A 25,163-nucleotide genomic window follows, 5' to 3' on the forward strand; every position below is an offset into this window, starting at 1 on the left:
CCGGCAGCCGCATTATTGTTGGAGGCCGGGTTTCAGTCCGGTCTCAGTGCGGCAAGCGCTCCGGCAAAGCCGGGCTCGCCTCTTCTGTAGGCGGAAACGATCCGCCCCGAATTGATCATGATCAGTCGATCGGCAATTTCTGCCTCCCGGCGGATATGGGTCGCGATCAGCAAACTACGGTGTTTTCCGGCGCGCGCTTTGATCTTTGTCATGACGTCGCGCGCTGTCTTGCCATCGAGACCCTCGCTCGGCTCGTCGAGCAGCCATACCGGCGTATCGCGCAGCACCAGCCGGGCAAGCGCCAGCCGCCGGGCCTGGCCGCCCGAAAGCCCGAGGCCCTGTTCGCCGAGCTCGGTGTCGAGACCGTGGGGCAGGCCGCGCACGGTGTCGCCGAGGCCGGCGGCGTCGAGCGCCTCCATCAGACGTTCGTCGCCAGCGGCGGGGAAGGCGAGCTTCAGATTGGCGCGCAGCGTATCCTGGAACAGCTCGGTGCGCTGGGTCAACAGCGTGGCCGGCAGGGCGGCGATGGTGCCGGCGTCGGGCGTGACTTCGCCTGCGATCAGCGCCATGATCGAGGATTTTCCGGCTCCGCTCGCGCCGATCAGCGCCACCCTTTCGCCCTCGGCAATCGTCAGCGTCAGCCCGGAAAGGGCCGCACCACCGCGTCCGGGATAGCGCAGGCGGACATTGTCGAACGCCACTGCGATGCCGGCATCCGGCGCGGCATGGGCGGCACTTGCGGTGGGTTCCGCTTCCAGCCGGGGCGACAGCCTGCGGGCGGCCAGCAGCGTGCGGCCAAGCTCCATCGCCCCGCGCCTGAGCGCCGCGAACGGCTCAAGTGCCGCAAAGGCGATGAGGAGTGCCAGGGCTGCAAGCGGCGCGGTGATCTGCCCGGCCTCGGCAAGGGCGGCGCCGGCAAGCAGCACGCCGGCGAGGATCAGGGCGGTCACCATGTCGAAGCCGAAACCGGTATTGCTGTCGATTCGGTTCAGCGCCAGATCGGCGGCATATTCCCTGCTGTCGGCGTTTTCCACCCTTCCGCGCTGGGCATCGAGCCGGCCGGCAAGCGCCAGTTCGCTCTGGCCGGCAACCATGTCCACGGCGCGGGCGCGCAAGGCCTCCTGCGCATGCGCCCGGCGGCGAGCGGGCTTTTCGGCCGCGCGCGCGGCCAGCGCCGGAAGCGCAAGGCCCGGCAGCACGATTGCCGCGCCAACGGCCAGCGCCAGCGGCCACGACAGAATGCCGAGCGCGATGATGGCGGCGAGCCCGGCGATGACTGCGACAGCGCCCGGCACCAGCACCCGCAGATAAAGCGAATCGAGCGCGTCGACATCGGCCGTCAGGCGGAACAGCAGGCGCGCGGGGCGGAGCGCCAGCGCGCGGGCAGCACCCGGCGCCGCAAAGCCCCGGAACAGGTTGACCCGCAGGCCCGCCAGCACCCGCAGCGTCGCATCATGGGTCTGCAGCCGTTCGAAATAGCGCCCGGCGGTGCGCGAAAGGGCGAGAAAGCGGATCGCGGCCGACGGGGCGAAGACATCAAAGGCGAGCGCTGTCGCCATGCTCAGCCCTGCAATCGCGGTTGCCGTTACGAACCAGCCGGAGACGCCCAGAAGCGCGATGCCGGCAAGCACGGTAAAGGCGGAGAGCGCCGCACCCGCGACAAGCCCGCCGCGCCGCTCGCGCCAGAACAGGCGGATGATCGGGCCAAGGGCCGCAAAGCCTCGTGTTCTCATAGCCCGTTCTCCCTGAAGCTCTCGGCCCTGAAATCCTCTGCAAGGTGCACGACGCGGTCCATCCGCGCGGCCAGTACCGGATCGTGGGTCGCCACGATCAGCGTGCGGCCGGCGGCAAGCGTCAGCAGCGCCTCGGTGATTTCGGCGGCGGTGTGGTGATCGAGATGGGCGGTTGGCTCGTCGGCGAGGATGAGGCCTGCGCCCCGGGTCGCGGCGGCGCGCGCCAGCGTCAGCCGGAGGCCCTCGCCGCCGGAAAGCCCGGCGCCGTTTTCGCCGATCATGGCGTTGCCATGGGCCTCGGCGACGGTGTCGAGCGCGGAAAGCTTCAGCGCCGCGGCGATATCGTCGCGGCCGATATCCTCGCGGGTAAGGCGGATATTTGAGGCGATCGAACCGGCGAAAAGGTGCGGGTCCTGACCGATCCAGGCGATCTTCTGGCGCAGCCTGTCGGCGGTGTCGTCGGCAAGCGTCAGGTCATCGATGACGATGCGACCGTGGCGGGCCTCGGCCAGCCCTGCGATGAGCGCAAGCAGCGTCGACTTGCCGCTGCCCGAGGGGCCGAGCAGCGCGACATGCTCTCCCGGTCTGACGGTCAGATCGAAGCCATCGAAGACCGGGTCTTTCGAGCCCTGGTGGACGAAGCCGAGGTCGCGCAGCTCCACGCTTGCCGGGCGGGTCGTGGCCGGAGCGGCATCGGCCGTTTCGCCGCCGACCATGGCAAGGCCTTCCTCGGCAAGGCCGTCGAGCGCGGAAAGCGCGGCCTCGCCGGCCGCGCGGTCGTGCCAGACCGACGACAGCATCCTGAGAGGATCGAAGAAGGCCGGCGCCAGCAGCAGGATGAACAGGCCTTCCGAGAGCGTTAGCTTGCCGCCCCAGGCGCCGAAGCCGATCTGGCCCAGAAGATGAAAGCCGATATAGGCCGCGGCCATGGCGACGCCGAGGGCCGAAAACAGCTCCAGCACGGCGGACGTCAGGAAGGCGATCTTCAACACCGCCATGGTGCGGCGGCGCAGGTTTTCGGCCCGCAGTCTCAGCCGGCGCGAGACCTGTTCGACGGCATCGAAGGAGCGGATGGTCTGCAACCCGCGCAGCCGGTCGAGCAGGAAGGCGTTGAGCGTGCCCATGTCGGCGAGGTGCTTTTCGCTCGCCGATTGCGCGCTCCAGCCGATCAGCGCCATGAAGATCGGGATCAGCGGGGCGGCGATGAGCAGCACCAGCGCCGCGATCCAGGAATAGGGAACCACCACCGCCAGAATGGCGAGCGGTACGACGCTGGCCTTGAAACGGGCGGTCTGGAAGCGGGCGAGATAGGGCACGATATGCTCGGCCTGCTCGGCGAGAATGCTGGCGGCCTCGCCCGAGGCGGCCCGGCCGGTATCGAGCGGCGACCGGCGCGCGAGCGCCGCGACCGCGACCGCGCGTTTTTGCGAGAGGATCTTGCGGGCCTCGCGATAGGCCATGTGGTTGCCCGCCCGCTCCAGCACCGCCTTGGCAAGGCCGAGCGCCAGCACGGCGGCGGCCAGCGGCCAGATCGCGGCGACGCCATTGCCTGCGGCCACCTGGCCGATGCCATAGGCAAGGCAGGCCGCCTGCGGCAGCCACATTAGCTCGGCAAGGGTGGAAAGCCATGCGGCAAGTTTCAGCGCCCGGGTTTTCGGCGCGCGCGATTTCTGGCGGGCAGCGCCCGGCGCTGCGCCTCGCTGTAACGCGGCCCGGCCATCGCTCTGAGTGGCGCTCCGCGCGGGAGTGGCGTCTTCGGCCCTGTTTTTTTCGACAAGCGCGTCCATCATGAAGCCTTGCTGTCTTTTGCGCCCTTCCGGCCGAAGCCGGGGAGCCTGTCTGCCGTTTCCAGCAGTTTGGTGACGGCCGAGCCCATGCCGAGAAGCATCAGAAGCCGATCGGTCTCCATCACCTTCACATCATCGTACCAGTCGGAAAGTTTTTCAATCAGCGCGTGCATTTCGCCCAGTCTTTCCTGCGCATAGCGCTCTTCGTCGTTCTCCGGTTCGCGCATCAGTACCTCGCGCAGCATGGTCAGCGTCGGATCGATCTCGCGCTTCTTGCGCTCTTCGGCGAGCGTCCTCAGGATCGCCCAGACATCCTCCGGCGTGGTGAAATAATCCCGCCGGTCGCCCGGCTTGTGGCGCAGCAGAACCAGCCCCCAGCCCTGCAATTCCTTCAGCCCTATGGCCACGTTCGAGCGCGACATCTTCAGCGCCTCCACCATGTCGTCGGCGCAGAGCGGTTCGCGGGTGGCATAAAGCAGGGCGTAAATCTGCCCCACCGAACGGTTGATGCCCCAGCGGCTTCCCATTTCCCCGAAATGGGCCACGAAATCCTGCACGATCGGCGACAATGGCATCGATATTCCTGCTCTATCTGAATTTTCAGAAATTTCTGAAAATTATGTATACCGATACTTGACGGAAAGCAAGCCGCCGATCTCTTGCTACCGGTGTAACCGAATGGGAGCGGTCTGAAATTGATTTATGTCATGTGGGTGAAGCGGGTGTGTCAGCCGCGAGGCCTTCAGTGTCGCGAGGCCCATACCCTCATCCGGCCTTCGGCCACCTTCTCCCCATGGGGAGAAGGGGACGCCGGTGAGGTTCTGCCGTGCCGCGTACGCCGGCGGCGACGGCCTGGCTCCCCCTCGCCCCGGAGGGGAGAGGGTGGCGCGGATGCGCCGGGTGAGGGGAGATAGCGTCTGCCACGTGCATTGAGATGGCGGCTTTGTTCTGCGCGCGAGCCTTGTAGATGGCCGCGCGTGCGCTTGCTGGGGGGAACATCGCCGCGGTCCCGATGGTCTTCGGCCTACCCTCATCCGGCCTTCGGCCACCTTCTCCCCGTGGGGAGAAGGGGACGCCGGTGACGTTCTGCCGTGCCGCGTACGCCGGCGGCGACGGCCTGGTTCCCCTCGCCCCGGAGGGGAGAGGGTGGCGCGAATGCGCCGGGTGAGGGGAGACAGCGTCTGCACCGTACATTGCGTTTGCGGCTTTACTCTACGCACCCGCGTCAAAAGCTACCGCGTGGTGCCCGAAAGCGTTTCGGCGAGCGCCTGCTTCGGCTTCAGATTGCAATAGGCCGGGCGGTCGCGCTCGAAGCGCCAGCCTTCGGAAAGCGGTCCCGCGTCGACACTGTCGAAACCGAACTGATGATAGAGGCCGGCGACCACCGCCTTAGCCTCCGCGTCATCGCCGGCCAATGGCAGCGCGAGACGATCGGCAGCACCGTCGGGCCGGCCCGCCACGTCGAGGTCGATCATCCGGATGGCGTTGAAGGCCTTGACGACGCGGGCGCCCGGCAGATGCGCGGCGATCATCTCGCTGGTGGTGGTCTCGCCCCGGTCCAGCGCTTCGATATGGCCATCGCGCTCGTGATAGTAGTTGATGGCGTCGATCACGATCTTGCCCCGGAAACCTTCCGGCGGCAGCGCGCCATAGGCCGAAAGCGGAATGGCGAGCACGACCGCCTCGCCGAAGGCGATCGCCTCGTCCACCGTCCCGACGGCGCAGCCGAGGGCGCTCTTCATGCTGAAAAGGCTCTGCGGCCCGCGCGAATTGCTGAGCATCACCTCATGGCCGGCCTGAACCGCCTTCTGCGTCACCGCGCGGCCGACAAAGCCCGCGCCGATAATTCCGATCTTCATCACGTTTTCTCCTTGTCACACTGTGATGACCCGGCATAAACCTCCACCATATGAACTTAAATATCGAAGTTTTACAGTCTCTCCCAACCAGAAGGGGATAATCATGGACCGGCTCACCAGCATGGCCGTCTATGTCAAGGCGGTCGATCTCGGCTCGTTTGCCGCCGCCGCGGATGCGCTCGGCATCTCGCCGCAGATGGTTTCCAAGCATATCGTGTTTCTGGAGGACAGGGTGGGCGCGACGCTTCTTCACCGCACCACCCGCCGCCAGAACATTACCGATATCGGGCGCGCATTTTACGAGCGCTGCCGGTTGATCCTTTCGGAGGCCGACGCGGCGGAGGGGCTGGCGTCCGAGATGCACCGCCACCCCAAGGGCCTGCTGAAGGTCAACGCGCCGAAAACCTTCGGCGCGCTGGCGCTCGCGCCCTTCGTCACCCGGTTTCTCGAAAAATACCCGGACGTGCAGGTCGAGGTCACGCTCGAGGACCGGTTCGTCGATCCGCTGGAGGAGGGCTTCGATGTCACCATCCGGGTCGGCGGCACAGAAGGCGCGGGACTGGCCTCCGTCCCGCTCGCCTCCTATGAGCTGGTGGTCTGCGCCGCGCCCGCCTATCTCGCGCGCCACGGCGCGCCGCAAACCCCGCAGGATCTCCCCCGGCACGAATGCCTGATCTTCGGCCAGCGCGCCGGGCACACGCCGTGCCGCTGGCTGTTCACCGAGGACGGGCGGGAGCGTGAAATTCAGGTCAGCGGGCGACTTTACGCCAATGACTGGATGGTGCTGTTGCGCGCCGCTATCGAGGGCCATGGCGTGGCGCTCGGCTCGGATATCATCCTGCGGGAGGAATTGAGGGCCGGTCGGCTGGTGCGCCTTCTGGCCGATTATCGCACCCCGCCGCGCCCCATGCATGCGCTCTATCCGATGCGCGGCAAGCCGAGCGCCAAGATCATGCGGTTCGTGGAAGGGCTGGCCGAGGCGTTTCCGCCCCGGCCCGACGGTTATCCTTCAGCGCGCCAGGCATCGGGTGTGACGTAAACCGCGTCGGCGCGGCCATAGCCGCCGTCGCGGACCTCCTCGATCAGCACCATGGTGTGGGGCCGGGCGGCCTCGGTGAAATACTCGGTCAGCATATCGGTGACGCGGTGGATGATGTCTTCCTTCTGCGCGCGGGTGAGTGCCGCTTCGGGGGTCTTGATGTTGACGAATGGCATATTGGTTCTCCTTTTCAGATCATGCCGCCATTGACGCGCAGCACCTGGCCGCTGATGAAACGGGCCTCGTCGTCGACGAGAAAGGCGACGGCTCCGGCGATATCGTCGGGCTCGCCCAGGCGGCCGGCCGGAATTGTGCGGGTGATGTTGGCGACCAGTTCCTCGCTCTTGCCGTCGAGAAACAGCTCGGTCGCCACCGGGCCGGGGGCGATGGCATTGACGGTGATGCCGCGCGCGGCCAGTTCCTTGGCGGCGATATGGGTCAGGGTCTCGACGGCGGCCTTGGTGGCGGCGTAGACGCCGTAGGCGGGGAGTTTGGTACCGACGACGCTGGTCGAGAAGTTGACGATCCGCCCGCCATCGGCGAGCCGGTTCGCCGCTTCGCGCAGGCCACGGAACGTGCCGCCGAGATTGACGGCGACCTGGCGTTCGAAATCCTCGTCGGTGACCGTCGCGAGCGGCGCAAGCGAGAGCATGCCGCCATTGTTGACGAGAATGTCGGCCTTGCCGAACTCGGCTTCGGTGGCATCGAACAGGGTCTTGATGCCGTCCGACGCGCCAATATCGGCCTTGACCGCGATCGCCTTGCCGCCTTGCTGCCTGATGGCGGCGACCACGTCCTCGGCGGCCGTCGCGTTCGATGCGTAGTTGACCACTATGTTGATGCCGTCGGCGGCGAGACGCCTGGCGATTTCAGCGCCGATCCCGCGCGAGGCGCCGGTGATGATGGCTGTTCTGGTCATGATAAACTCCATGTTCGTTGAACCGCGCCAAAGATATGCTCTGGCATATGCGAAACAATCACCGGAAAATTGACAACATAATTCGCCTGTGGTGAACAATGCGAATGGACAGATTTGACCGCATGCGCCTTTATGCCCGGGTCGTCGAGCGCGGCAGCTTTTCCGCCGCAGCGCTTGATCTCGGCCTCGCGCGTTCGACAGCCACGGAAGCGATCAAGGCGCTGGAGGCCGATCTCGGCGTCAGACTTCTTGACCGCACCACCCGCCATGTTGCTGCGACGCTCGACGGCGAGGATTATTATCGACGCTGCGTTGCGATCCTCGCCGATGTCGAGGAGGCAGAGGGGGCGTTCCGGGCCGGCAATCCAGACGGGCTGCTGCGCATCGATGCCCATCCGCATCTCACCCGCAATTTCCTGCTGCCCGGCCTGCCCGCGTTTCTGGCGCGCTATCCCGATCTCAGAATCCACTTCGGACAGGGCGACCGTTATGTCGACCTGGTGCGCGAGGGCTATGACTGCGTCATCCGGGCCGGCGAACTGGAGGATAGCGGGTTGATCGCGCGCCGGCTTGGCGCGCTTGGTGAAGTCACGGTGGCAAGCCCGGCCTATCTTGCGCGCCACGGTGTGCCGCAGACGCCGGACGATCTTGCCGGCCATCTGGCGGTCGGCTTCATTTCGTCGCGCACCGGCGAGGTGATGCCGCTCGAATTGCTCGAGAACGGCCGCACCCGCTACGTAACGCTGAAGACCCGGGTGACCGCCAATGATTCCGGCACGGCCAATGCGCTGTCGCGCGCCGGGTTTGGGCTGGTGCAGGCCCCGCGCTATCATTTTGCCGAGGCGCTGGCGGCTGGTGAAATGATCGAGATTCTTCCGGATTTCCCGCCGCCGCCGACTCCGCTCACAGCACTCTACCCCCAGAACCGACACACCGCACCGCGGCTGCGGGTGTTTCTCGAATGGGTGCAGGCGATTTTCGCCGGCGGCGAGGTTTGAGCTGGGTCTACCCGTGCTCGCGCAGGAAGGCCTCCAGAAACTCGGCGAGTTTCAGGGCGGCGAAGGTGGGCGTCGGGCCCTCGGCGCGCACCAGCCGCATGTCGCTGGCGATTTCCGCGCCCTTGGCGAACGGACGCAGCACAAGCGTTCCATCGCGAAGCTCGCGGGCGACTGTCATTGCCGGCAGGATCAGCACCGCCGTGCCGCGCCGGGCGAGCTCCTTCTGGAGTTCCAGCGAGGAGGTGGTGAAGGCGACATCCACCGGCGCAAAACCCGCCGCGCGCTGGCGATCGTCGAAATCGCGGCGGATGCTGAAGGCGCGGTCGGGCATGGCGATGGCGTGCCGGCGGATGGCCTCAAGCGTGATTTCCGTCTCGGCAGCGAGCGGGTGGTCCGGGGCCATCACCGGGTCATGCCGCACGGACAGCGAAAACAGTGTCTCGATCCGCGCATCCGAGGGCGAGAACATCGTCACCGCGATATCGGTCTCGCCGGTGGTCACCGCGTTGAGCGCGACTTCGGCCGAGGTGACCGTCACCGCAATCGAGATTTTCGGATAGAGCGCGTAGAATTCGGCGAGCGCCGGAGCGAGGATGGCGTTGATCACCGCGCCGTTGACGTGAAGCGAGACGTGGCCGGCATTGAGCCCCCTGAGGTCGTCGATCACCTGCCGTGCGCCCTCAAGATCGCGGATCATCGCATCGGCGCGTTCGGCCAGCAGCGCGCCGGCGGGTGTGAGCGCAATGCCGCGCGCGCCGCGTTCGATCAGCACGGCGTTGAAATAGGCCTCGAGATTTTCAAGCTGGCGGCTGACGGCCATAGGCGACACGCCCAGCGTTTCGGCCGCCTGCCGGATCGAGCGTGAACGCGTCAGTTCGTTGAAATAGATAAGGGCCTCGATCTGCATGGCGGTCTCGCATTTGCCGGAGGTCCATTTGAGCCATCCGGGGGGCGGTAAGGCAAGGCCGGTCGCGCATGATCCATGCATGAATCTTGCGCGACGGTCTTGTTATTTGGTATTAAATTGGTATCTTTCCGACATCAGGAGATGGCCGTGCGGGTTTTCCAGGATTTCGACATTTCGGGTGACGGGCCGATCTACCGGCGGCTGAAAGCCGAACTGGCCAGGGCTATCGACAGCGGCAAGCTTGCCCATGGCGAGGCGCTGCCGCCCGAGCGCGATCTCGCCCGGCTCGTCGGCGTCAGCCGCGTCACCGTGCGCCGCGCGATCGCGGAACTGACCAGCGAGGGGTTTTTGCAGCGCCGCCACGGCGCCGGCACCTTCGTGCTGCGCCCGCCTGCGCGGATCGAGCAGCCGCTGCAGCGGCTGACCTCGTTTACCGAGGATATGGAGGCGCGCGGCCTCACGCCGCGCTCGCACTGGCTGGAACGCGGCCTTCATGCGGCAAGCGCGGAGGAGGCGGAGGCGCTGAAGCTTCCCCGGAACGCCGCCGTCGCCCGGCTCAGCCGTATCCGCTATGGCGATGACCTGCCGATGGCGATCGAGCATTCCACGCTGCCAGCCGATATTCTCGAACGGCCCGACCTCGTCGAGACCTCGCTCTATGCCGCGCTTGCCGAGCGCGGCGTCACCATGGCGAAAGCCACCGAGCGGATCACCGCCTGCAACCTGACTGCCGAACAGGCCGCGCTTCTGACGGTATCGCCCGGAGCCCCGGCGCTTGCGATCCGCCGCACTGTCTACGATGCCGCCGGCCGGCCGGTGGAACTGACCCGAACCTATTATCGAAGCGATATCTACGATCTTGTCGCCGAGCTCACCTATGCCGGCGACCCATGAAACGGAAGATGGCTCTATGACCAACATCACCAATATGCGCCGCGAAATCGACGAAATCCCCGAAGCCGTCGCCCGGCTTCTCGACGGCCAGAACGCTGCCCTTGCGGCGGCCGGCAGGGCGCTTGCCGAAAAGGACCCCGCGGTGGTGGTCACCATCGCGCGCGGCTCGTCCGATCACGCGGCGCTGTTTCTGAAATACGCGATCGAACTGACCGTCGGCATTCCGGTGGCCTCCCTAGGCCCCTCGCTCGCCTCGATTTACGGGGCGAAGCTCCGGATGAACAAGGCCGCCGCGATTTCGGTTTCGCAGTCCGGCAAGAGCCCGGACATTGTTGCGCTCGCAAAGGCCGCACGCGATGGCGGTGCGCTCTCGCTCGCGCTCGTCAACACCATTGCCTCGCCGCTGGCGGAAATGGCGGATCAGCCGATCGATATCGCGGCCGGCCCTGAAAGGGCGGTGGCGGCGACCAAATCTTACGTCAATTCCATCGTCGCCGGCCTTGCCGTGCTCGCCGAATGGGCCGATGACGCCGCACTCAAGGCGGCGCTCGCCAAACTGCCCGACGATCTTGCAAAGGCGCTTGCCTGCGACTGGTCGGCGCTGATCGAACCCTTGAAGGATGCCCAGTCGCTTTATGTGCTGGGACGCGGCCCGAGCTTTGCGATCGCCAGCGAAGCCTCGCTGAAATGCAAGGAAACCTCGGAACTGCATGCAGAGGCCTATTCCTCGGCGGAGGTGATGCACGGCCCGGTCTCGCTGGTCGAGCCGCGTTTCCCGGTGATCGCGTTCGCCGCCCGCGACAAGGCGGAGGACAGCGTCGTCACGATCGCCTCCGGCATGGCGAAGAAGGGCGCGTCGGTATTTCTGTCGTCGGAACGCGGCGAGGGCACGGCGTTGCTGCCGCATGTCGCGACCGGCCATCCGCTGACCGATGCGCTGGCGCTGATCGTGCCCTATTACAGCGTCATAGAGAAACTGTCGCGCGCCCGCGGCTTCAACCCGGATGCGCCGGCGGCGCTCAACAAGGTGACGGAGACCGAATAGGCATGAAAAAGGCGATAAGCGGTGCGCGGATATTCGACGGCGAAAGCCTGCTGGAAGGCCGCGCGCTGGTGTTTTCCTCAGCCGGCATCGAGGCGATCGTCTCGGCGCGCCACATTCCCGACGAATGCGAGATCATCCCGGCGGACGGGCAGATTCTGGCCCCGGGCCTCATCGATCTCCAGGTCAATGGCGGCGGCGGACTGCTGTTCAGCAATGCGCCGGATCTTGACGGGCTGCGCACCATCTGCGCCGCCCAGATCCGCTCCGGCGTCACCGCGTTGCTGCCGACGCTGATCACCGACCGGCCCGACGTGGTGCGCGCGGCGGTGGAGGCCGGCAAGGCCGCCTGGGAGGCGGGCATTCCGGGCTATCTCGGCCTGCATCTCGAAGGCCCGCATCTTTCGCTGGCCAGAAAAGGCACGCATGATCCGGCGCTGATCCGGCCGATGGAGGCGGAGGATTGCGACTTTCTGGTGGAGAATGCCGGCAGTTTCGGCATCGGGCTGCTCACCGTCGCGCCCGAAAACGTCACCCGCCAGCAGGTCGCGCGCCTCAGCAAGGCCGGCTATATCGTCAGTCTCGGCCACACCGATGCTGCCTGCGCGGTGGCGCGGGAATACCGGTTTGCCGGTGCCACGATGGCGACGCATCTGTTCAACGCCATGAGCCCGCTTGGCCATCGCGAACCGGGTATGGTCGGCGCGGTGCTCGGCGATGGCGGCTTTTCCTGCGGGCTGATCGCCGACGGATACCATGTCGACCCGGTGGCGATGGGGATCGCGCTGAGGGCAAAGGCCGGGCCTGGGAAAATATTCCTGGTTTCCGACGCCATGTCGGTCACCGGCACGGACCTTCAGAGTTTCGAGCTCAATGGCCGCACGATCTATCGCAAGGACGGCCGCCTGACGCTCGCCGACGGCACGCTTGCCGGGGCCGATACCGACCTGCTGTCCTGCGTGAAGAATGTCCGCGACATGCTGGGCGTGCCGCTGGAGGAGGCGCTCAGAATGGCATCGCTCTATCCGGCAGAGGCCGTGGGCGCGCGGTCAAAGGGGCGGCTGAAACCGGGCGCGGACGCCGACTTCGTATTGCTTTCCGAAGACCTCTCGCTTTCCGCGAGCTATATCGCCGGAGAACGCGTCTTCAGCGTCGATTGAAGGCGCGGCGACCTACGCCATGTCCCTGCCGGTCACCTTCACGGTCGGGTCGATCTGCCGGCGTTTGGGGCGCATCAGCGGCTCGGGGCTCACCGGATGGGTGTGGAGCATGTCGGCGCCGGCCATGATGCCCTCGACGGCTTGGATCTCCAGCCGCTTGGCGTCGCGCTTGCGGATATCGTCGGTGATCGCGATCGCCTCTTCCTCGCTGGTGCCGAGCGCCACCAGCGTCTCGCGGCCGAAGACGAGGCCGGATTCCAGCGTTTCGCGCAATTCGTATTCGACGCCCCGCTGCCTGAGCGCCAGCGTGTGGCTCCGGTCATAGGAGCGGGCATAGATGTGGGCGCGCGGGAAATTCTCCTGCACCACGTCGATCACCCGGTCGGTGATCTCGCGCTTCTGGGTGCAGACCGCGACGATCTTGGCCTTTTCGATGCCCGCCGCGATCAGCACGTCCTTGCGGGTGCCGTCGCCGAAATAGATGTGGAAGCCGAAGGCCGAGGCCTGGCGGATGCGATCGGCGGAGAAATCGATGATCGTCACGTCGCGGCCGCTGGCGAGCAGGATCTGCGCGGCAATCTGGCCGAAGCGCGAGAACCCGATCATCAGCACGTCCGCGCCCGCGCCGTCGAAATCCTCCTCCATCTCCTCGTGGGTTTCGCGCCGGGCGTAGAGCCGCTCGGCGAGGCGAACGGTCAGCGGGGTCGCCACCATCGAGACCGTCACGATCGCGATCAGCAGCGAGGCGGTGGCGTTGGAGAAGATGCCGGCGGCAGCCGCCGTCGAAAACATCACGAAGCCGAACTCGCCGCCCTGCGGCAGGAGCGCCGCGATCCGGATCGCGTCCTCATGCGGCGAGCCGGTCAGGCGACACAGACCGTAGATAACGGCGGCCTTGACGGCGAGCAGCACCGGCACGGCGATGAGGATCAGGCCGATATTCTCGTAGACCACGGACAATTCGAGCGACAGGCCGACGGCGATGAAGAAGATCGCGAGAAACACGCCGCGAAACGGCTCGATATCGGCCTCAAGCTCATGGCGGTAGGAGGATTCGGCCAGCATCACGCCGGCGAGGAACGCGCCCATGGCCATCGACAGCCCGACAATCTGCATCATCATCGCCGCGCCGATGACGACGAACAGCGCGGCCACGATCATCACCTCGCGCGCGCCGGTGGCAGCGATGATCTGGAACACCGGCGTCAGCACATAGCGCCCGGCGGCGATCATCAGCACCACGACAAGGGCGGCGAGCCCGGCATTCGTCAGCATGTCCGAAGTGCTTGCCTCCTCCACGCCGCCGCCGAGAATGCTGGCGAGCGCCAGAAGCGGCACGATTGCGATATCCTGAAACAGCAGCATCGAGAACGAGCGCTGGCCATAGCGGGTGTTGACGTCGCCATTGTCATCGAGGATCTGCATGGCGAAGGCGGTGGATGACAGCGCCAGGCCGAAGCCGGCGATCACTGCGGCCTGCCAGTTTCCGAGCCCGCCGAACTTGGCGAGCGGCACCAGCACCGCACCGGTGACCAGCACCTGGGCAAGGCCAAGCCCGAAAATATCCTTGCGCATCGTCCAGAGCCGGGCCGGCTTCAGTTCCAGCCCGATCATGAACAGCAGGAACACGATCCCGAGCTCGGCGACGTGCAGCACCTCCTCGCCATTGCTGATTCGCTGCAGCACCGGACCGATCACGATCCCGCCCGCCAGATAGCCGAGAACCGTGCCGAGACCGAGCCGCTTGAAAAGCGGCGCCGCAATGGTCGCGGCGCCCAGCATCCAGACGGTTTCGGTAAAGAGGCTCTGGGTGGCTGCCATAAAAAGGGTCCTGGGCTGCAAGAAAACGGAAGCGCCGGGGGAACGGCACTTGATGCGCAATGAAGTGAACAATAAATGAGGGCGCAAGGAAAGGCCAAATGCCATGTCATCATCAAGGGTTCCCGATCAATTGATCGACACCGCGTCGAAGATTCTCGACGTCGCGAAGAAGAAGGGCGCCGATGCGGCCGATGTCGTCGTCTCGCAAGGCGCCTCGCACGGCATATCGGTGCGCGACGGAAAACGTGAAAACGCCAAGGCCTCCGAGAACCGCGGCTTTTCGCTGCGCGTGTTTCGCGGGGCGAGGGTCGCCAGCGTTTCCACCAATGACGACAGCGATATCGACACGCTGGTCGAGCGCGCGCTCGCCATGGCCGCCGTCTCGCCCGAAGATCCCTATGCCAGCCTTGCCGACAGCGCCCGGCTTGCACGCAAAGCCCCTGACCTCGATCTTTACGACGAGACCGAGGTTTCGCCCGAGGCGCTGGCCGAGCGCGCGCTTGCGGCCGAGGCGGCGGCGCTTCAGGTCAAGGGCGTCACCAGAAGCTCCGGCGCGGGAGCGTCACGAGGCGAGGTCGGCTTCGTGCTGGTGACTTCCGACGGTTTTTCCGGCGGCTATCGCCGCTCCTATTCCTCCGTGTCGGTCTCCGTCGTGGCGGGTGAGGGCGCCGGCATGCAGCGCGATCACGATTACGATGCACGCGCCCATGATGGCGATCTCGATCCGCCGGCAGAGATCGGCCGCAAGGCCGGCGAACGGGCCGCGGCGCGTCTTTCGCCGCGCCAGGTGCCGACGCGGCGCAACGCCGCCGTGATCTTCGAGCCGCGCCTTGCCGCGAGCATGATCGGCAGTCTCGCCGGCGCGATTTCGGGGTCTTCGGTCGCGCGCAAGACCAGTTTTCTGAGGGACAGGCTCGGCAAGCAGGTTTTGAAGGCCGGGCTCAACCTGATTGACGATCCGTCGATCCGCCGGGGCGCGGGCTCGCAGCCCTTCGATGGCGAAGGCGTTTTGAGCGAGCGGCTCGCCATGGTCGAGGACGGCGTGTTGCAGCAATGGTTCCTGTCGACCGCACTCGGCCGGGAACTTGGTTTCGAGACCAATGGCCGCGGCACCCGCTCCGGCAATTCGCTTTCGGCCGCGCCGACCAACCTGGTGCTCGAGCCCGGCCCGAAGACGCCCGCGGAACTGATGGCCGAGATCGGAACCGGGCTCTATGTGACCGAACTGATCGGCCATGGCGTCAATATGGTGACTGGCGAATATTCGCGCGGGGCGAGCGGGTTCTGGATCGAGAATGGCGAGATCGCCTATCCGGTGTCGCAGATGACCATTGCCGGCAATCTGAAGGACATGTTCATGGCGATGACGCCGGCCAGCGATATCGACCGCCGGTTCTCGATCGCCACCCCCAGCATTCTCGTCGAGGGCGTTACCCTCGCCGGATCGTGAGGTCCGCCGTGGCCGAATTGCCGGGTGCCGATATCCAGGCCGATCTGGCGTTGATTACCGATGCGGCGCGCGAGGCGGGTGCGGTCGCGCTCTCCCATTTCGGCCAGAACCCCGAGGTCTGGTGGAAGAATTCCGGCCAGTCGCCGGTCAGCGCCGCCGATTTCGCCGCCAATGAATGCCTGGAGGATCTGCTGCTGAGGGCGCGGCCGGATTATGGCTGGCTTTCGGAGGAAAGCGGCGACGACTTCACCCGGCTGGAAGCCGATGCCACCTTCGTGGTCGACCCGATCGACGGCACGCGCGGTTTTCTCAAGGGCAAGAAGAACTGGATGGTCAGCGTGGCGGTGGTGCGCGGTGGCCGCCCGGTGGCCGGCGTCCTCGTCGCACCGGCGCTTGACGAGGTGTTTACCGCCGCCCTCGGCGGTCCGGCGCTGAAAAACGGCCTTCCGATTGCCGCCTCAACGCAGCGGGGCGAGAGCGGAAATCTGGAGCTCTGCCTGCCGGCGATGATGCTCGACGGCTTCAGCCCGCCCTTTCGCGCGCGGGTCAACAAGGCCGCGCATATTCCTTCGCTCGCCTACCGGCTGGCCTCGGTGGCCGATGGCCGTCTTGATGCCACACTTGTAAGGCCTAACTCCCACGACTGGGACCTGGCCGCCGCCGATATCATCCTTGCCGCAGCCGGCGCTTCGCTGGTGGATGACGCGGGGCGGCCGTTGACCTATAATCGCCGCACGCTGCGCCACGGGACGCTTTTTGCGGGCAATCCGGCACTGGTCGGCACGCTGATGCGCGAATTCGCGCCGCCGCCCGTCATGTGACCCGTCACTTGACAAAAACGGCCAAACCCGAGACACGCTATGGCGGGAGGCAATGAGCAAAGAGAGATATGAAATGGCTGATACGGTTGAAAACAAGCAACTCCTGCATCTGGTCTTCGGCGGCGAGCTCGAAAGCCTGAAGGGCGTCAAGTTCACCGATCTGGACGCGCTTGATATCGTCGGTATCTACCCCAATTACGCCAGCGCCCATGCAGCCTGGAAGTCCAAGGCGCAGCAGACCGTCGACAATGCTCATATGCGCTACTTCATCGTCCATCTGCACCGGCTTCTCGACCCGGATTCGTGAGTATTGCGTTTTCATGGCTCCGGACGCAGTATAGGCGACTGCTTTAGCCTCCAGAGTGCTTTCGCCAGACGGCGCTCCTGCAACTGCTTTGTGGCGTGAAATTAAGCAGTTGCTTTAAAATAAAGCAGATGAAGTCTTTATAAGAAGAAAAAAAGAACTTCGTTCCGGGTCAGCCTGAAGACGTTTGATAGAATATTTAGGATGTGGTTCTTCCTGTTCCTAAATGTTATTTTCTGAAGTAGGATGATTCGCGCAATGGTGGTGGGTGCGGCCGCTGATCCGATGCACGAGAACGGGGTAAACGGACAAGGGAATGGTATCACGCATTTCTATTTGGTTGGCCCGCAACACGTACCGACTCGGCGGGATTCTCGGCTATCCGCTGTTACGGCCGATCCTCTATCATCGCGTCCGGCGCGGCAAGGAGGACAGGGCGCGCCTGGGGGAGCGCCTCGGCCGCGCCAACCGGGAGAGACCGGAAGGCCCGCTCGTCTGGATACACGCAGCAAGCGTGGGCGAAACGCTCGCCGTCACCTCGGTCGTCCAGAATATCCATGAATTCGGCATCTCGGTTCTGCTGACAACCGGCACGGTGACATCCGCGCGCCTGGCGGCGGAGCGCTTCGGCGATACGGTCATCCATCAATACGTGCCGCTGGATGCCCTGCCAGCGGTAACACGGTTTCTCGATCATTGGCGTCCGGACCTTGCCATCAATGTTGAAACCGAAGTCTGGCCGGTCACGATCGCGGAGCTCGCCAAGCGCAAGATCGCCCAGGTTGTGGTCAATGGCCGGATTTCCGATCGTTCTTTCGACCGCTGGATGCAGCGCCGCGAACTCGCCCGCACGATGTTCTCGCGATTTTCGCTGGTCATGGCGCAGACCGAGCTTGATGCCGAGCGCTTTGCCGATCTCGGGGCGCTGCATGTCTCCGTCACCGGCAATCTCAAGGTCGACCGCAGCGCGCCGCCCGCCGATGATGAGGCCTTGCAGGCGATGAAGAGCGCGATCGGCGCGCGCCCGGTGTGGGCGGCGATCTCGACCTTCGACGGCGAGGAGAAAAATGCCGCCGACGTGCATGCCGCGCTCAAGGAAACCCATCCCGACCTTCTGACCGTCATCGTTCCTCGCCATCCCGATCGCGGCGATGCGCTTGCCGCCCAGTTTTCGGCTGAGGGGCTTTCGGTCAAGCGTCGTTCGCTCGGCGAAAGCCCCGACGCGGAGACCGATATCTATCTCGGCGACACGATCGGGGATATGGGGTTGTATCTCCGCCTCACCGATATCGCCTTCGTCGGCCGCTCGATGACGGCGCGCGGCGGGCAGAACCCGCTGGAGCCAGCCATGCTCGGAACCGCGATCCTGACGGGCCAGCATGTCGACAATTTCCGCGATACCTATCGTCAGTTGCGCCAGCGCGGCGCGGTGCGCACCGTCGACAGTACGGAAGCGCTGCTGCAATCCGTCGATCTGCTGCTGCGGAACGAGGCCGCGCGCGAGCACATGATCGCCGCCGGCTATGCCGGGGTGCGCGACATGCGCGGTGCGCTGATCCGCACCATGAAGGGGCTGGAGCGCTATCTTGCGCCGCTCATTCTCGAGGCCCGTTTCTCCGCGCGTCCCAAGGCCGTGCCCGAGAAAAAGCGCGTGCCGATCGTTCCGGAGCGGATGCCCGAGCAGAATTTGCGCAAGGCGCTGCAGTAACGGTTTTTCGCACCGGCGCGGGCGCGGCCTTGCGGTGTGTGGCTCACTCTTCGTGAAGCGGAGCGGTACTTCACGGGCGTGTCCGTCTGGTCTATCTGTTGGTTGAACCGTAATGCGATTACCTGACAGAGCGCATTGCTTCGGGGTCTGACAGAGAGTTGTGCCCGATATGAAGAAAACAACACGGGCCTTCTGGTGGAAGCGCGGCCATCCCTTTAGCCTGCTTCTTCTTCCCGTCTCCTGGATTTACGCCGCCGTCGCCGGCCGCCGGATGAGGCGGGCAGCCGGCGCTCGCGCCGGCGTGCCGGTTCTGTGTGTCGGCAACTTCACTGTCGGCGGTACGGGCAAGACCCCGGTGGCCGAAGCGCTGGCGCGCGCGGCGCGCGAAGCTGGCAAACGGCCCGGCTTCCTGTTGCGCGGCTATGGCGGCAAGGTTGAAGGCGCGGTTCTGGTCGATCCGGAGCGCCACAGCTTTCGCGATGTCGGCGACGAGGCGCTGATGCTGTCGCGGCTGGCGCCGGTCGCGGTCTCGCCCGCGCGGGCGGATGCTGCAGCGCTTCTGGAACAGGCGGGCGTCGATTTCATCATCATGGATGACGGGTTGCAGAGCGGGCGGCTGAAGCCGGATTTCGCCGTGGCCGTGGTCGATGCCAAGCGCGGCTTCGGCAATGGGCGCTGCCTGCCGGCCGGTCCGCTGCGCGCGCCGCTTAAGGTGCAGTTTCCGAAGGTGGATGCCGTGCTGCTGAACGGCGCCGGCGGCGCGGAGGAACAGGTGCGCCAATTTGCCCGCAGCGCCCGTCGCCCGGTCGAAGTTCTGCATCAGCAGCCGACGTCGGACAGCGGAGAATTTGCCGGTGAGGAGGTGCTCGCCTATGCCGGCATCGGCGATCCGGAGAAGTTTTTCGCAACGCTGGAAGGGCTTGGCGCGCGGGTGCGTCGGGCCGTCGCTCTGGCCGATCATCAGCCGATATCCGAGGCCTTGGCCCGCTCTCTGCTGGCCGATGTCGGGGCTTGGCTGCCGGTCACGACCGCAAAGGACATGGCCCGGCTTCAGGGCGGCGGCGGGCCGGCGATATCGGCGTTGCGTGAGAAGAGCCGTGTGGTGGAGATTTCCGCCGTTTTCGACAACCCGGCCATGCCTGCCGGCATGATCATCGCCACGCTGGACGCCTTCCGCCGCCGCGTTGAAGCGGACCGACAAAGGCGGTGAGCCGCTCTGTCAGCAACCGGTAAATTAATTTTGATGGGCAATCGGCTCAGTTTGTCTTATCCTTGGGTCTTAACCGCAATCACATGCCGGTTGGAGAAGATGAGGATACTATCCAGCGACGTGCGGCCAGCAGAGGCGGCCGACGCCGAGAAAATCGCAAGGGTGCACTGGCTGGCATGGCAGCAGGTCTATGCCGGCATCCTTCCTCACCGCGCGCTTCAGGACATGATTTCGGGCCGCAACATCGCCTGGTGGAAGAACGCCATCGCCAGCGAGGAGACGCTGCTGGTGCTGGAGGTGCAGGGCCAGCCGGTCGGCTATGCCAGCGTCGGCCTCAACCGCGTGAAGGCGCTGCCGCAGGAAGGCGAGATCTACGAGATCTATCTTCTGCCGGAATATCAGGGCCTTGGCTTTGGCCGGGTGCTGTTTGCCGAGGCGCGCCGGCTGCTCGCCTCGCTTGGCTGCAAGGGCACGATCTGCTGGTGTTTCGAGGCGCTCGATCACGCCGGTATCTTCTTCACTGCGCTCGGCGGCAAGCCCTTCGCCTTCGCCGAGGAGGAGCATGGCGGCAAGGTGCTCGGCAAGGTTTCCTATATCTGGGAATAGTCATTCTTGCGCGGTCGCATCCCGATTGCCGCAACTCTTTCCGCGCGGTTGCTTTGTCGGGGCATTTTGGCTATCCAAGGCGGCGAATTCTTCCCCTTTTCTGGAGACCTAGATGCGTATTGAAGCGATTGCGATCGGCAAGAACCCGCCCGATGATATCAATGTTATTGTCGAAGTTCCGCTCGGCGGCCAGCCGATCAAATACGAGATGGACAAGGACGCCGGCGTTCTGGTCGTCGACCGCTTCCTCTACACGCCGATGATGTATCCCGGCAATTACGGCTTCGTGCCGCATACGCTCTCCGACGATGGCGATCCGATCGACGTGCTGATCTGCAATCACCGTCCGCTGATGCCGGGCTGTGTCATCAATGTCCGTCCGATCGGCGTGATGATGATGGAAGACAATTCCGGCAAGGACGAAAAGATCATCGCCGTCCCCTCGCGCGAGCTCAGCGCCCGGTTCGACAAGGTCGAGAATTTCACCGACATTCCGGAAATCCAGCTCAAGCAGATCGAGCACTTCTTCGAGCACTACAAGGATCTGGAACCGGGCAAATGGGTCAAGATCTTCGGCTGGCACGATGCTACCGAAGCCAAGAAGCTGATCGTCGAGGCGATCGAGCGCGCGAAGTCGAAGAAGGACTGAGTGAAGGCCGGGCGGATGCTTATGCCTCTGCGATCACGCCGTGGTTACGGAGTCTGTGATCCTCGCTGACCCCACCTAAAGGGGTCATGCTCGGGCTTGACCCGAGCATCCATACTGCGCAGGCACCTGATCGGAATGGTATTTTTGAGGCTGTGCGGTTCTGCCTGGATCCTCGGGTCAAGCCCGAGGATGACGCAGCATAGGCAGATCGGTTTGTTATCAAACTGTGGCGGAGGCTGATGCCTCCGCCTTCTTTTGTTTCACGCCTGGATCAGAACTGAACCAGAATATTCTTGAACTGCCACGGGTCCTTTTCGTCCTTTTTCTCCGGGAAGAAGGTCTGGCGGCCGGTGAGCGGGGTCCAGTCGGTGTAGTGGCCTTCGACCGGGCCGAGATAGGGCATCTGGATCTCGAGGCAGCGGCGGTAGTCCATCTCGTCGGCCTCGACGATGCCGGCCTCTGGGTTTTCGAGCGCCCAGACCATGCCGGCGAGCACCGCGGAGGTCACCTGCAGCGCCGTGGCGTTCTGGTAGGGCACCAGATTGCGGGTCTCCTCCATCGAAAGCCGCGAGCCGTACCAGTAGGCATTCTTGTCGTGGCCGTAGAGCAGCACGCCGAGCTCGTCGATGCCGGTCAGGATATCGGCTTCCTCCAGCACCAGCATTTCTTTCTGCGGCGTGCCGCCATTGCCGAACATTTCGTCGAGGGAAAGCACGGCGACATCGGCCGGATGGTAGGCGTAGTGGCAGGTCGGGCGATAGGTGACCTTGTCCTTGTCGTTGCGGACGGTGAAGAAATCGGCAATCGAGATCGACTCGTTGTGGGTGACGAGGAAGCCATATTGCGCGCCGGGCGTCGGGCACCAGCTCCTGACACGTGTGTTGGCGCCGGGCTGCTCCAGATAGATGGCGGCCTTGCAGCCCTTCCGGTGCGTCCTGGCGTTCTTCGGCATCCATTTCTCATGGGTGCCCCAGCCGAGTTCGGCCGGCTGCATGCCCTCGGCCACGAAGCCTTCCACCGACCATGTGTTCCAGAACGCATTCTGTGGGCGCAGGAATTTCGAGCGCTGGGTGTCGCGTTCGGCGATGTGAATGCCCTTGACGCCGGCTTCCTTCATCAGCGCGGCCCAGCCTTCGCGGTCGTCGGCGGCGGGCTCGGCGAAGCTCACGCCGGTCTCGCGCGCGACATCGACCAGCGCCTGCTTGACGAACCACGACACCATGCCCGGATTGGCGCCGCAGCAGGAAACGGCGGTGGTGCCGCCGGGGTTCCTGCGCTTCTCCTTGCGCACGGTCTCGCGCAGCGCGTAATTGGTGCGCTCGGCATTGCCCTGGCTTTCGTCGAAATAGAAGCCGAGCCAGGGCTCGATTACGGTGTCGATATAGAGCACGCCGAGCGAGCGGCAGAGCTTCATCAGGTCGAGCGAGGAGGTGTCGACCGACAGGTTGACGCAGAAGCCCTGGCCTTCGCCCTCGGTCAGGAGCGGTTCCAGCAGTTCCTCATAATTGTCCCTGGTCACCGCCGCGTGGATAAAGCGGACGCCGTGATTGGCGGCGAGGTTTGCGTGGGCATCGCTCGGATCGATGATGACCATGCGCGACTTGTCGAACCGGAAATGCCTTTCGATCAGCGGCAATGCGCCGCGGCCGATGGACCCGAAGCCGATCATGACGATGGGGCCGGTGATTTCGGCGTGGATCGGGAATTCCTGCTGCATTTCCATGTCCTTCTTGTTTGTCTGGCGGGCGACCGGCGGTCATTTCCAGGCTTCGCGCCGACCGGCCTTCCGGCCGCGCTATAAAGCGGAATTGTGACGCGGCGATAATTGTTCCCTCGCGCAAAGCGAGATCACACCAACGCGTTCAAGTAAAGCGGATTTATGGCCGCAGTTCCAGTCGTCAATGCCGATCGTCAGCGCAAAAGCGTTTCGAGCCAGGCGATCAGCGCCGCGATATCGGCGTCAACCATGCCCTTGTAGGCGCGCTCGTCGGCGCTCAGTCGCTGAAGCTGCGCGATCATCGCGGTCGCGATCGCCTTGCGTTCGGGATGGCGCAGAATGGCCTCAACGGGATCCATGTAGATGCGGATGGTGAACAGGATCGCGCCCGTTTCCGGCAGACGGGTCAGCGTCTGGCGCTCGACCCGCATGAAATTGGCGGCGGTCGGCCGGATGGGGCGGAACGGGTCTTCGGGCAGGTGTTTGGAAACCGGCATGGCCAGCGCATCGGCGCCCTTGAACGACCAGTTGAAGCGCTCGGCGGGCAGGCCGGGCTTGAGATTGTCGAAGATGCGGGCAACCAGCGCGGCGTTGCGGGTGCCCACTGAGAAGCCGGGCACGTCGGCATGAACCTCGTCCATCGGCCGGCCGGCCTTTTCGGCCAGCGACCAGGAGGAGGGAAAGGCGATGAAGCCCGCAGCCAGGTGCCAGCTTCCGGCGCGATTGATCAGGATCGCGAGATCGTCCTCGATCAGCATGCCGGCGGTCATAAGTGGCGGAACGGCGGGATCGTCGAGTAAAACGGTGCGATCGAGAAAACGGAGGCGGTTGCCGTCGCGCCGGTAGATATCGGCGTGATGCGTCTCAAGATGGCCGGCAACCAGCGCTAGCGCCTCGCGGCCGGCATCGAGGCTGTCGTCATCGGCACGGAAAACCTCGTCGCGGCGGGTCGCCAGAAGGCGATCCTTTTCGGCGAGATAGCGTGCGAGATCGTCGCCGGGTTCCAGCCACTTGTCGGGATCGAGCGCGGAAAGGCCGATCGAGAACGGCTTGTAGGCGCGGCCATAGGGCATCAGCCGCAGGGCCTGTTCCTCAGTCGCCATCCTTCAGGCCTTCAAGGGAGGGCAGCGTGCGGGTGAAATTCACCTCCGTCAGTTCGAAACTGGCGACGCCCTCCGCGACGAACGGGTCCTGCCGGCAGATTTCCTCGACCGCGGCCAGCGTCCCGCGCGCCATGATCACGCCGCCGGTGCGCGGCACCTTGCGGCCCGATGCGAAGAAAACGCCGGTTTCATAATAGCTGTTCAGCCAGGCGATATGGCCGTCGAAATGCTTTTCCACCTCTTCGAGCGGCTGGATATAGCTGAGGGAAATCACGATCATGGCAAACTCACTCGGCGGCAGTGGCAAGGGGCGCGGGGGTGGCGAAACGGGCTTTCAGCAGGGCTTCCTCATACTCGCCGGCCGCCGTTGAATCGAGCACCACGCCGCCGCCGACATTGAAAATCGCCCGCCCGTAATCGTAGAGGCTCACGGTGCGGATTGCCACATTGAACTGCATCGCACCGTCCGGCGCGATATGGCCGATCGCCCCGCAATAGGCGCCGCGCTGGCTGCCCTCCAGCTCGTGCAGGATTTTCATCGCGGAAATCTTCGGCGCGCCGGTGATCGAGCCGCAGGGAAACAGCGCGCGGAAGATCGCCTCGATCGTGGTGCCCGGGTGAAGCCTGGCGCGCACCTTGCTCACCATCTGGTGCAGGGTCGGGTAGGTCTCGATTTCGAACAGCTTTGGCACGTGGACCGAGCCCGGCTCGGCGATCCGCGAGATGTCGTTTCTGAGCAGGTCGACGATCATGCAGTTTTCGGCCAGCATCTTGTCGTCCTCGCCCATCGCCGCAATGATCGCCGCATCCTCCTCCGGAGTTCCGCCGCGCGGAGCGGTGCCCTTCATCGGATGGGTTTCGATCGTGCCGTCGGCATCGGCGCGGAAGAACAGTTCCGGCGAGCGCGACAGGATGCGCGGGCCGGCGAGGTCGACATAGGCGGCATAACGCACCGGCTGCTGTCGGGCCAGCCCGTGAAAAGCCGCCAGCGGATCGCCGCTCCAGCGTGCATGGACCGGAAAGGTCAGATTGCCCTGATAGCAATCGCCGGCCATCAGATGCGCATGCAGGCGCTCGAAACGAGGGCGATAATCCTCAAAGCTCCAGACGGGCCGGATGTCCGTCAGGAAGCCGGTTTCGGGCTGGAGCGCCGGCGGGGCGGCCTGCTCCGGCGCCTCGAAGACGCCGAAGCAGAAAAATGGCAGGTCCGCCCTTTCCGGCGCAAGACTTGCAAGCGCCGGTTCGAGCAGAAAACCCGCCTCGTAGGACATGTAGCCCGCCAGGAAGCGGCCGGAGGCCCTGGCCGCCTCCATCCGTTGAAGTGCAGGAATAAAGTCCTCGGCGGCTTCGGCGACGATGAGTTCTTCGGGCGCGCGAAAGCTGAGCATCCGACCCGAAAGATCGTCGCAGAAAACGACCTGCTGCCCGCGCGTCAT

Annotated in this window: 24 protein-coding genes; 12 read left to right on the forward strand and 12 right to left on the reverse strand. The window is 64.9% G+C overall.

What is annotated here, in order from left to right; translation table 11 throughout:
- Window positions 1-32: 32 nt before the first annotated feature.
- The 4 genes from cydC to K7H91_RS02695 all read right to left on the reverse strand — a co-directional run bounded on the left by cydC (window position 33) and on the right by K7H91_RS02695 (window position 5,379).
- The gene (gene cydC / locus K7H91_RS02680; RefSeq protein ID WP_230718661.1) at window positions 33-1,733 is read right to left on the reverse strand and encodes a thiol reductant ABC exporter subunit CydC; all 1,701 of its coding nucleotides are present in this window, start codon (window positions 1,731-1,733) and stop codon (window positions 33-35) included.
- Window positions 1,730-3,520 (reverse strand): thiol reductant ABC exporter subunit CydD, encoded by a 1,791-nt coding sequence (gene cydD / locus K7H91_RS02685; protein ID WP_230718776.1) that lies wholly within the window; start codon window positions 3,518-3,520, stop codon window positions 1,730-1,732. Before cydD ends, cydC begins: the two co-directional genes overlap by 4 nt.
- A complete protein-coding gene (locus tag K7H91_RS02690) occupies window positions 3,520-4,095 on the reverse strand; it encodes a GbsR/MarR family transcriptional regulator (protein ID WP_230718663.1) in 576 nt (191 codons plus the stop codon). The genes cydD and K7H91_RS02690 overlap by 1 nt, the downstream gene beginning before the upstream one ends.
- Before the next feature lie 657 nt (window positions 4,096-4,752).
- Window positions 4,753-5,379 carry an NADPH-dependent F420 reductase gene (locus K7H91_RS02695; protein ID WP_230718665.1) on the reverse strand — a complete coding sequence of 209 codons (627 nt, stop codon included), beginning with the start codon at window positions 5,377-5,379 and terminating at the stop codon, window positions 4,753-4,755.
- Window positions 5,380-5,482: 103 nt separating this feature from the next.
- Here K7H91_RS02695 and K7H91_RS02700 point away from each other — a divergent pair, with 103 nt between their 5' ends.
- Window positions 5,483-6,418: a LysR family transcriptional regulator gene (locus K7H91_RS02700; protein ID WP_230718666.1), complete on the forward strand. Its 936-nt coding sequence runs from the start codon at window positions 5,483-5,485 to the stop codon at window positions 6,416-6,418.
- On the opposite strand, the gene K7H91_RS02705 is transcribed toward K7H91_RS02700, so the two are convergent.
- A complete protein-coding gene (locus K7H91_RS02705; protein WP_230718668.1) occupies window positions 6,382-6,594 on the reverse strand; it encodes a tautomerase family protein in 213 nt (70 codons plus the stop codon). The genes K7H91_RS02700 and K7H91_RS02705 overlap by 37 nt on opposite strands.
- Window positions 6,595-6,608: 14 nt before the next feature.
- Window positions 6,609-7,337 (reverse strand): SDR family oxidoreductase, encoded by a 729-nt coding sequence (locus K7H91_RS02710; RefSeq protein ID WP_230718670.1) that lies wholly within the window; start codon window positions 7,335-7,337, stop codon window positions 6,609-6,611.
- A 104-nt stretch (window positions 7,338-7,441) separates the two neighbouring features.
- Here K7H91_RS02710 and K7H91_RS02715 point away from each other — a divergent pair, with 104 nt between their 5' ends.
- Window positions 7,442-8,335: a LysR family transcriptional regulator gene (locus K7H91_RS02715; RefSeq protein WP_230718671.1), complete on the forward strand. Its 894-nt coding sequence runs from the start codon at window positions 7,442-7,444 to the stop codon at window positions 8,333-8,335.
- A gap of 7 nt (window positions 8,336-8,342) precedes the next feature.
- On the opposite strand, the gene K7H91_RS02720 is transcribed toward K7H91_RS02715, so the two are convergent.
- Window positions 8,343-9,242 carry a LysR family transcriptional regulator gene (locus K7H91_RS02720; protein WP_230718673.1) on the reverse strand — a complete coding sequence of 300 codons (900 nt, stop codon included), beginning with the start codon at window positions 9,240-9,242 and terminating at the stop codon, window positions 8,343-8,345.
- 141 nt (window positions 9,243-9,383) lie between these two features.
- Here K7H91_RS02720 and K7H91_RS02725 point away from each other — a divergent pair, with 141 nt between their 5' ends.
- The 3 genes from K7H91_RS02725 to nagA are packed head-to-tail and all read left to right on the forward strand — an operon-like array spanning window position 9,384 to window position 12,338.
- The gene (locus K7H91_RS02725; RefSeq protein WP_230718675.1) at window positions 9,384-10,136 is read left to right on the forward strand and encodes a GntR family transcriptional regulator; all 753 of its coding nucleotides are present in this window, start codon (window positions 9,384-9,386) and stop codon (window positions 10,134-10,136) included.
- A 16-nt stretch (window positions 10,137-10,152) separates the two neighbouring features.
- Complete coding sequence (locus tag K7H91_RS02730; protein ID WP_230718677.1) at window positions 10,153-11,181, forward strand: SIS domain-containing protein; 1,029 nt, start codon at window positions 10,153-10,155, stop codon at window positions 11,179-11,181.
- Between the two features lie 2 nt (window positions 11,182-11,183).
- The gene (nagA, locus tag K7H91_RS02735) at window positions 11,184-12,338 is read left to right on the forward strand and encodes an N-acetylglucosamine-6-phosphate deacetylase (RefSeq protein WP_269065889.1); all 1,155 of its coding nucleotides are present in this window, start codon (window positions 11,184-11,186) and stop codon (window positions 12,336-12,338) included.
- A gap of 12 nt (window positions 12,339-12,350) precedes the next feature.
- On the opposite strand, the gene K7H91_RS02740 is transcribed toward nagA, so the two are convergent.
- Window positions 12,351-14,159, reverse strand: a complete 1,809-nt coding sequence (locus K7H91_RS02740) for a monovalent cation:proton antiporter-2 (CPA2) family protein (protein ID WP_230718679.1) — start codon at window positions 14,157-14,159, stop codon at window positions 12,351-12,353.
- A gap of 103 nt (window positions 14,160-14,262) precedes the next feature.
- Between K7H91_RS02740 and K7H91_RS02745 the strand changes: the two genes are divergently transcribed.
- The 7 genes from K7H91_RS02745 to ppa all read left to right on the forward strand — a co-directional run bounded on the left by K7H91_RS02745 (window position 14,263) and on the right by ppa (window position 20,907).
- Window positions 14,263-15,609: a TldD/PmbA family protein gene (locus K7H91_RS02745; protein ID WP_230718680.1), complete on the forward strand. Its 1,347-nt coding sequence runs from the start codon at window positions 14,263-14,265 to the stop codon at window positions 15,607-15,609.
- Between the two features lie 8 nt (window positions 15,610-15,617).
- The gene (locus K7H91_RS02750) at window positions 15,618-16,430 is read left to right on the forward strand and encodes a 3'(2'),5'-bisphosphate nucleotidase CysQ (protein ID WP_230718681.1); all 813 of its coding nucleotides are present in this window, start codon (window positions 15,618-15,620) and stop codon (window positions 16,428-16,430) included.
- Window positions 16,431-16,503: 73 nt separating this feature from the next.
- Window positions 16,504-16,737, forward strand: coding sequence for a DUF4170 domain-containing protein (locus K7H91_RS02755; protein ID WP_230718682.1), 234 nt, complete (start codon window positions 16,504-16,506; stop codon window positions 16,735-16,737).
- Window positions 16,738-17,050: 313 nt separating this feature from the next.
- Window positions 17,051-18,442 carry a lipid IV(A) 3-deoxy-D-manno-octulosonic acid transferase gene (gene waaA, locus K7H91_RS02760; RefSeq protein WP_230718683.1) on the forward strand — a complete coding sequence of 464 codons (1,392 nt, stop codon included), beginning with the start codon at window positions 17,051-17,053 and terminating at the stop codon, window positions 18,440-18,442.
- Window positions 18,443-18,611: 169 nt separating this feature from the next.
- Complete coding sequence (gene lpxK, locus K7H91_RS02765; protein ID WP_230718684.1) at window positions 18,612-19,652, forward strand: tetraacyldisaccharide 4'-kinase; 1,041 nt, start codon at window positions 18,612-18,614, stop codon at window positions 19,650-19,652.
- A gap of 99 nt (window positions 19,653-19,751) precedes the next feature.
- Window positions 19,752-20,258: a GNAT family N-acetyltransferase gene (locus K7H91_RS02770; RefSeq protein WP_230718685.1), complete on the forward strand. Its 507-nt coding sequence runs from the start codon at window positions 19,752-19,754 to the stop codon at window positions 20,256-20,258.
- A 112-nt stretch (window positions 20,259-20,370) separates the two neighbouring features.
- The gene (ppa, locus tag K7H91_RS02775) at window positions 20,371-20,907 is read left to right on the forward strand and encodes an inorganic diphosphatase (RefSeq protein ID WP_230718686.1); all 537 of its coding nucleotides are present in this window, start codon (window positions 20,371-20,373) and stop codon (window positions 20,905-20,907) included.
- 271 nt (window positions 20,908-21,178) lie between these two features.
- Here the strand turns inward: ppa and K7H91_RS02780 are convergent, their stop codons facing one another.
- From K7H91_RS02780 to K7H91_RS02795, 4 genes are all read right to left on the reverse strand, one after another.
- On the reverse strand, window positions 21,179-22,624 hold the full coding sequence (locus K7H91_RS02780) for a homospermidine synthase (protein WP_230718687.1): 1,446 nt from the start codon (window positions 22,622-22,624) through the stop codon (window positions 21,179-21,181).
- Window positions 22,625-22,818: 194 nt separating this feature from the next.
- Window positions 22,819-23,727, reverse strand: coding sequence for a heme-dependent oxidative N-demethylase family protein (locus K7H91_RS02785; protein ID WP_230718688.1), 909 nt, complete (start codon window positions 23,725-23,727; stop codon window positions 22,819-22,821).
- Window positions 23,717-24,007, reverse strand: a complete 291-nt coding sequence (locus K7H91_RS02790; RefSeq protein ID WP_230718689.1) for a YciI family protein — start codon at window positions 24,005-24,007, stop codon at window positions 23,717-23,719. The genes K7H91_RS02785 and K7H91_RS02790 overlap by 11 nt, the downstream gene beginning before the upstream one ends.
- Before the next feature lie 7 nt (window positions 24,008-24,014).
- Window positions 24,015-25,163, reverse strand: coding sequence for an aminodeoxychorismate synthase component I (locus K7H91_RS02795; protein ID WP_230718690.1), 1,149 nt, complete (start codon window positions 25,161-25,163; stop codon window positions 24,015-24,017).

Source organism: Martelella mediterranea, assembly GCF_021021415.1.
Classification (GTDB): Bacteria; Pseudomonadota; Alphaproteobacteria; order Rhizobiales; family Rhizobiaceae; genus Martelella; species Martelella mediterranea_C.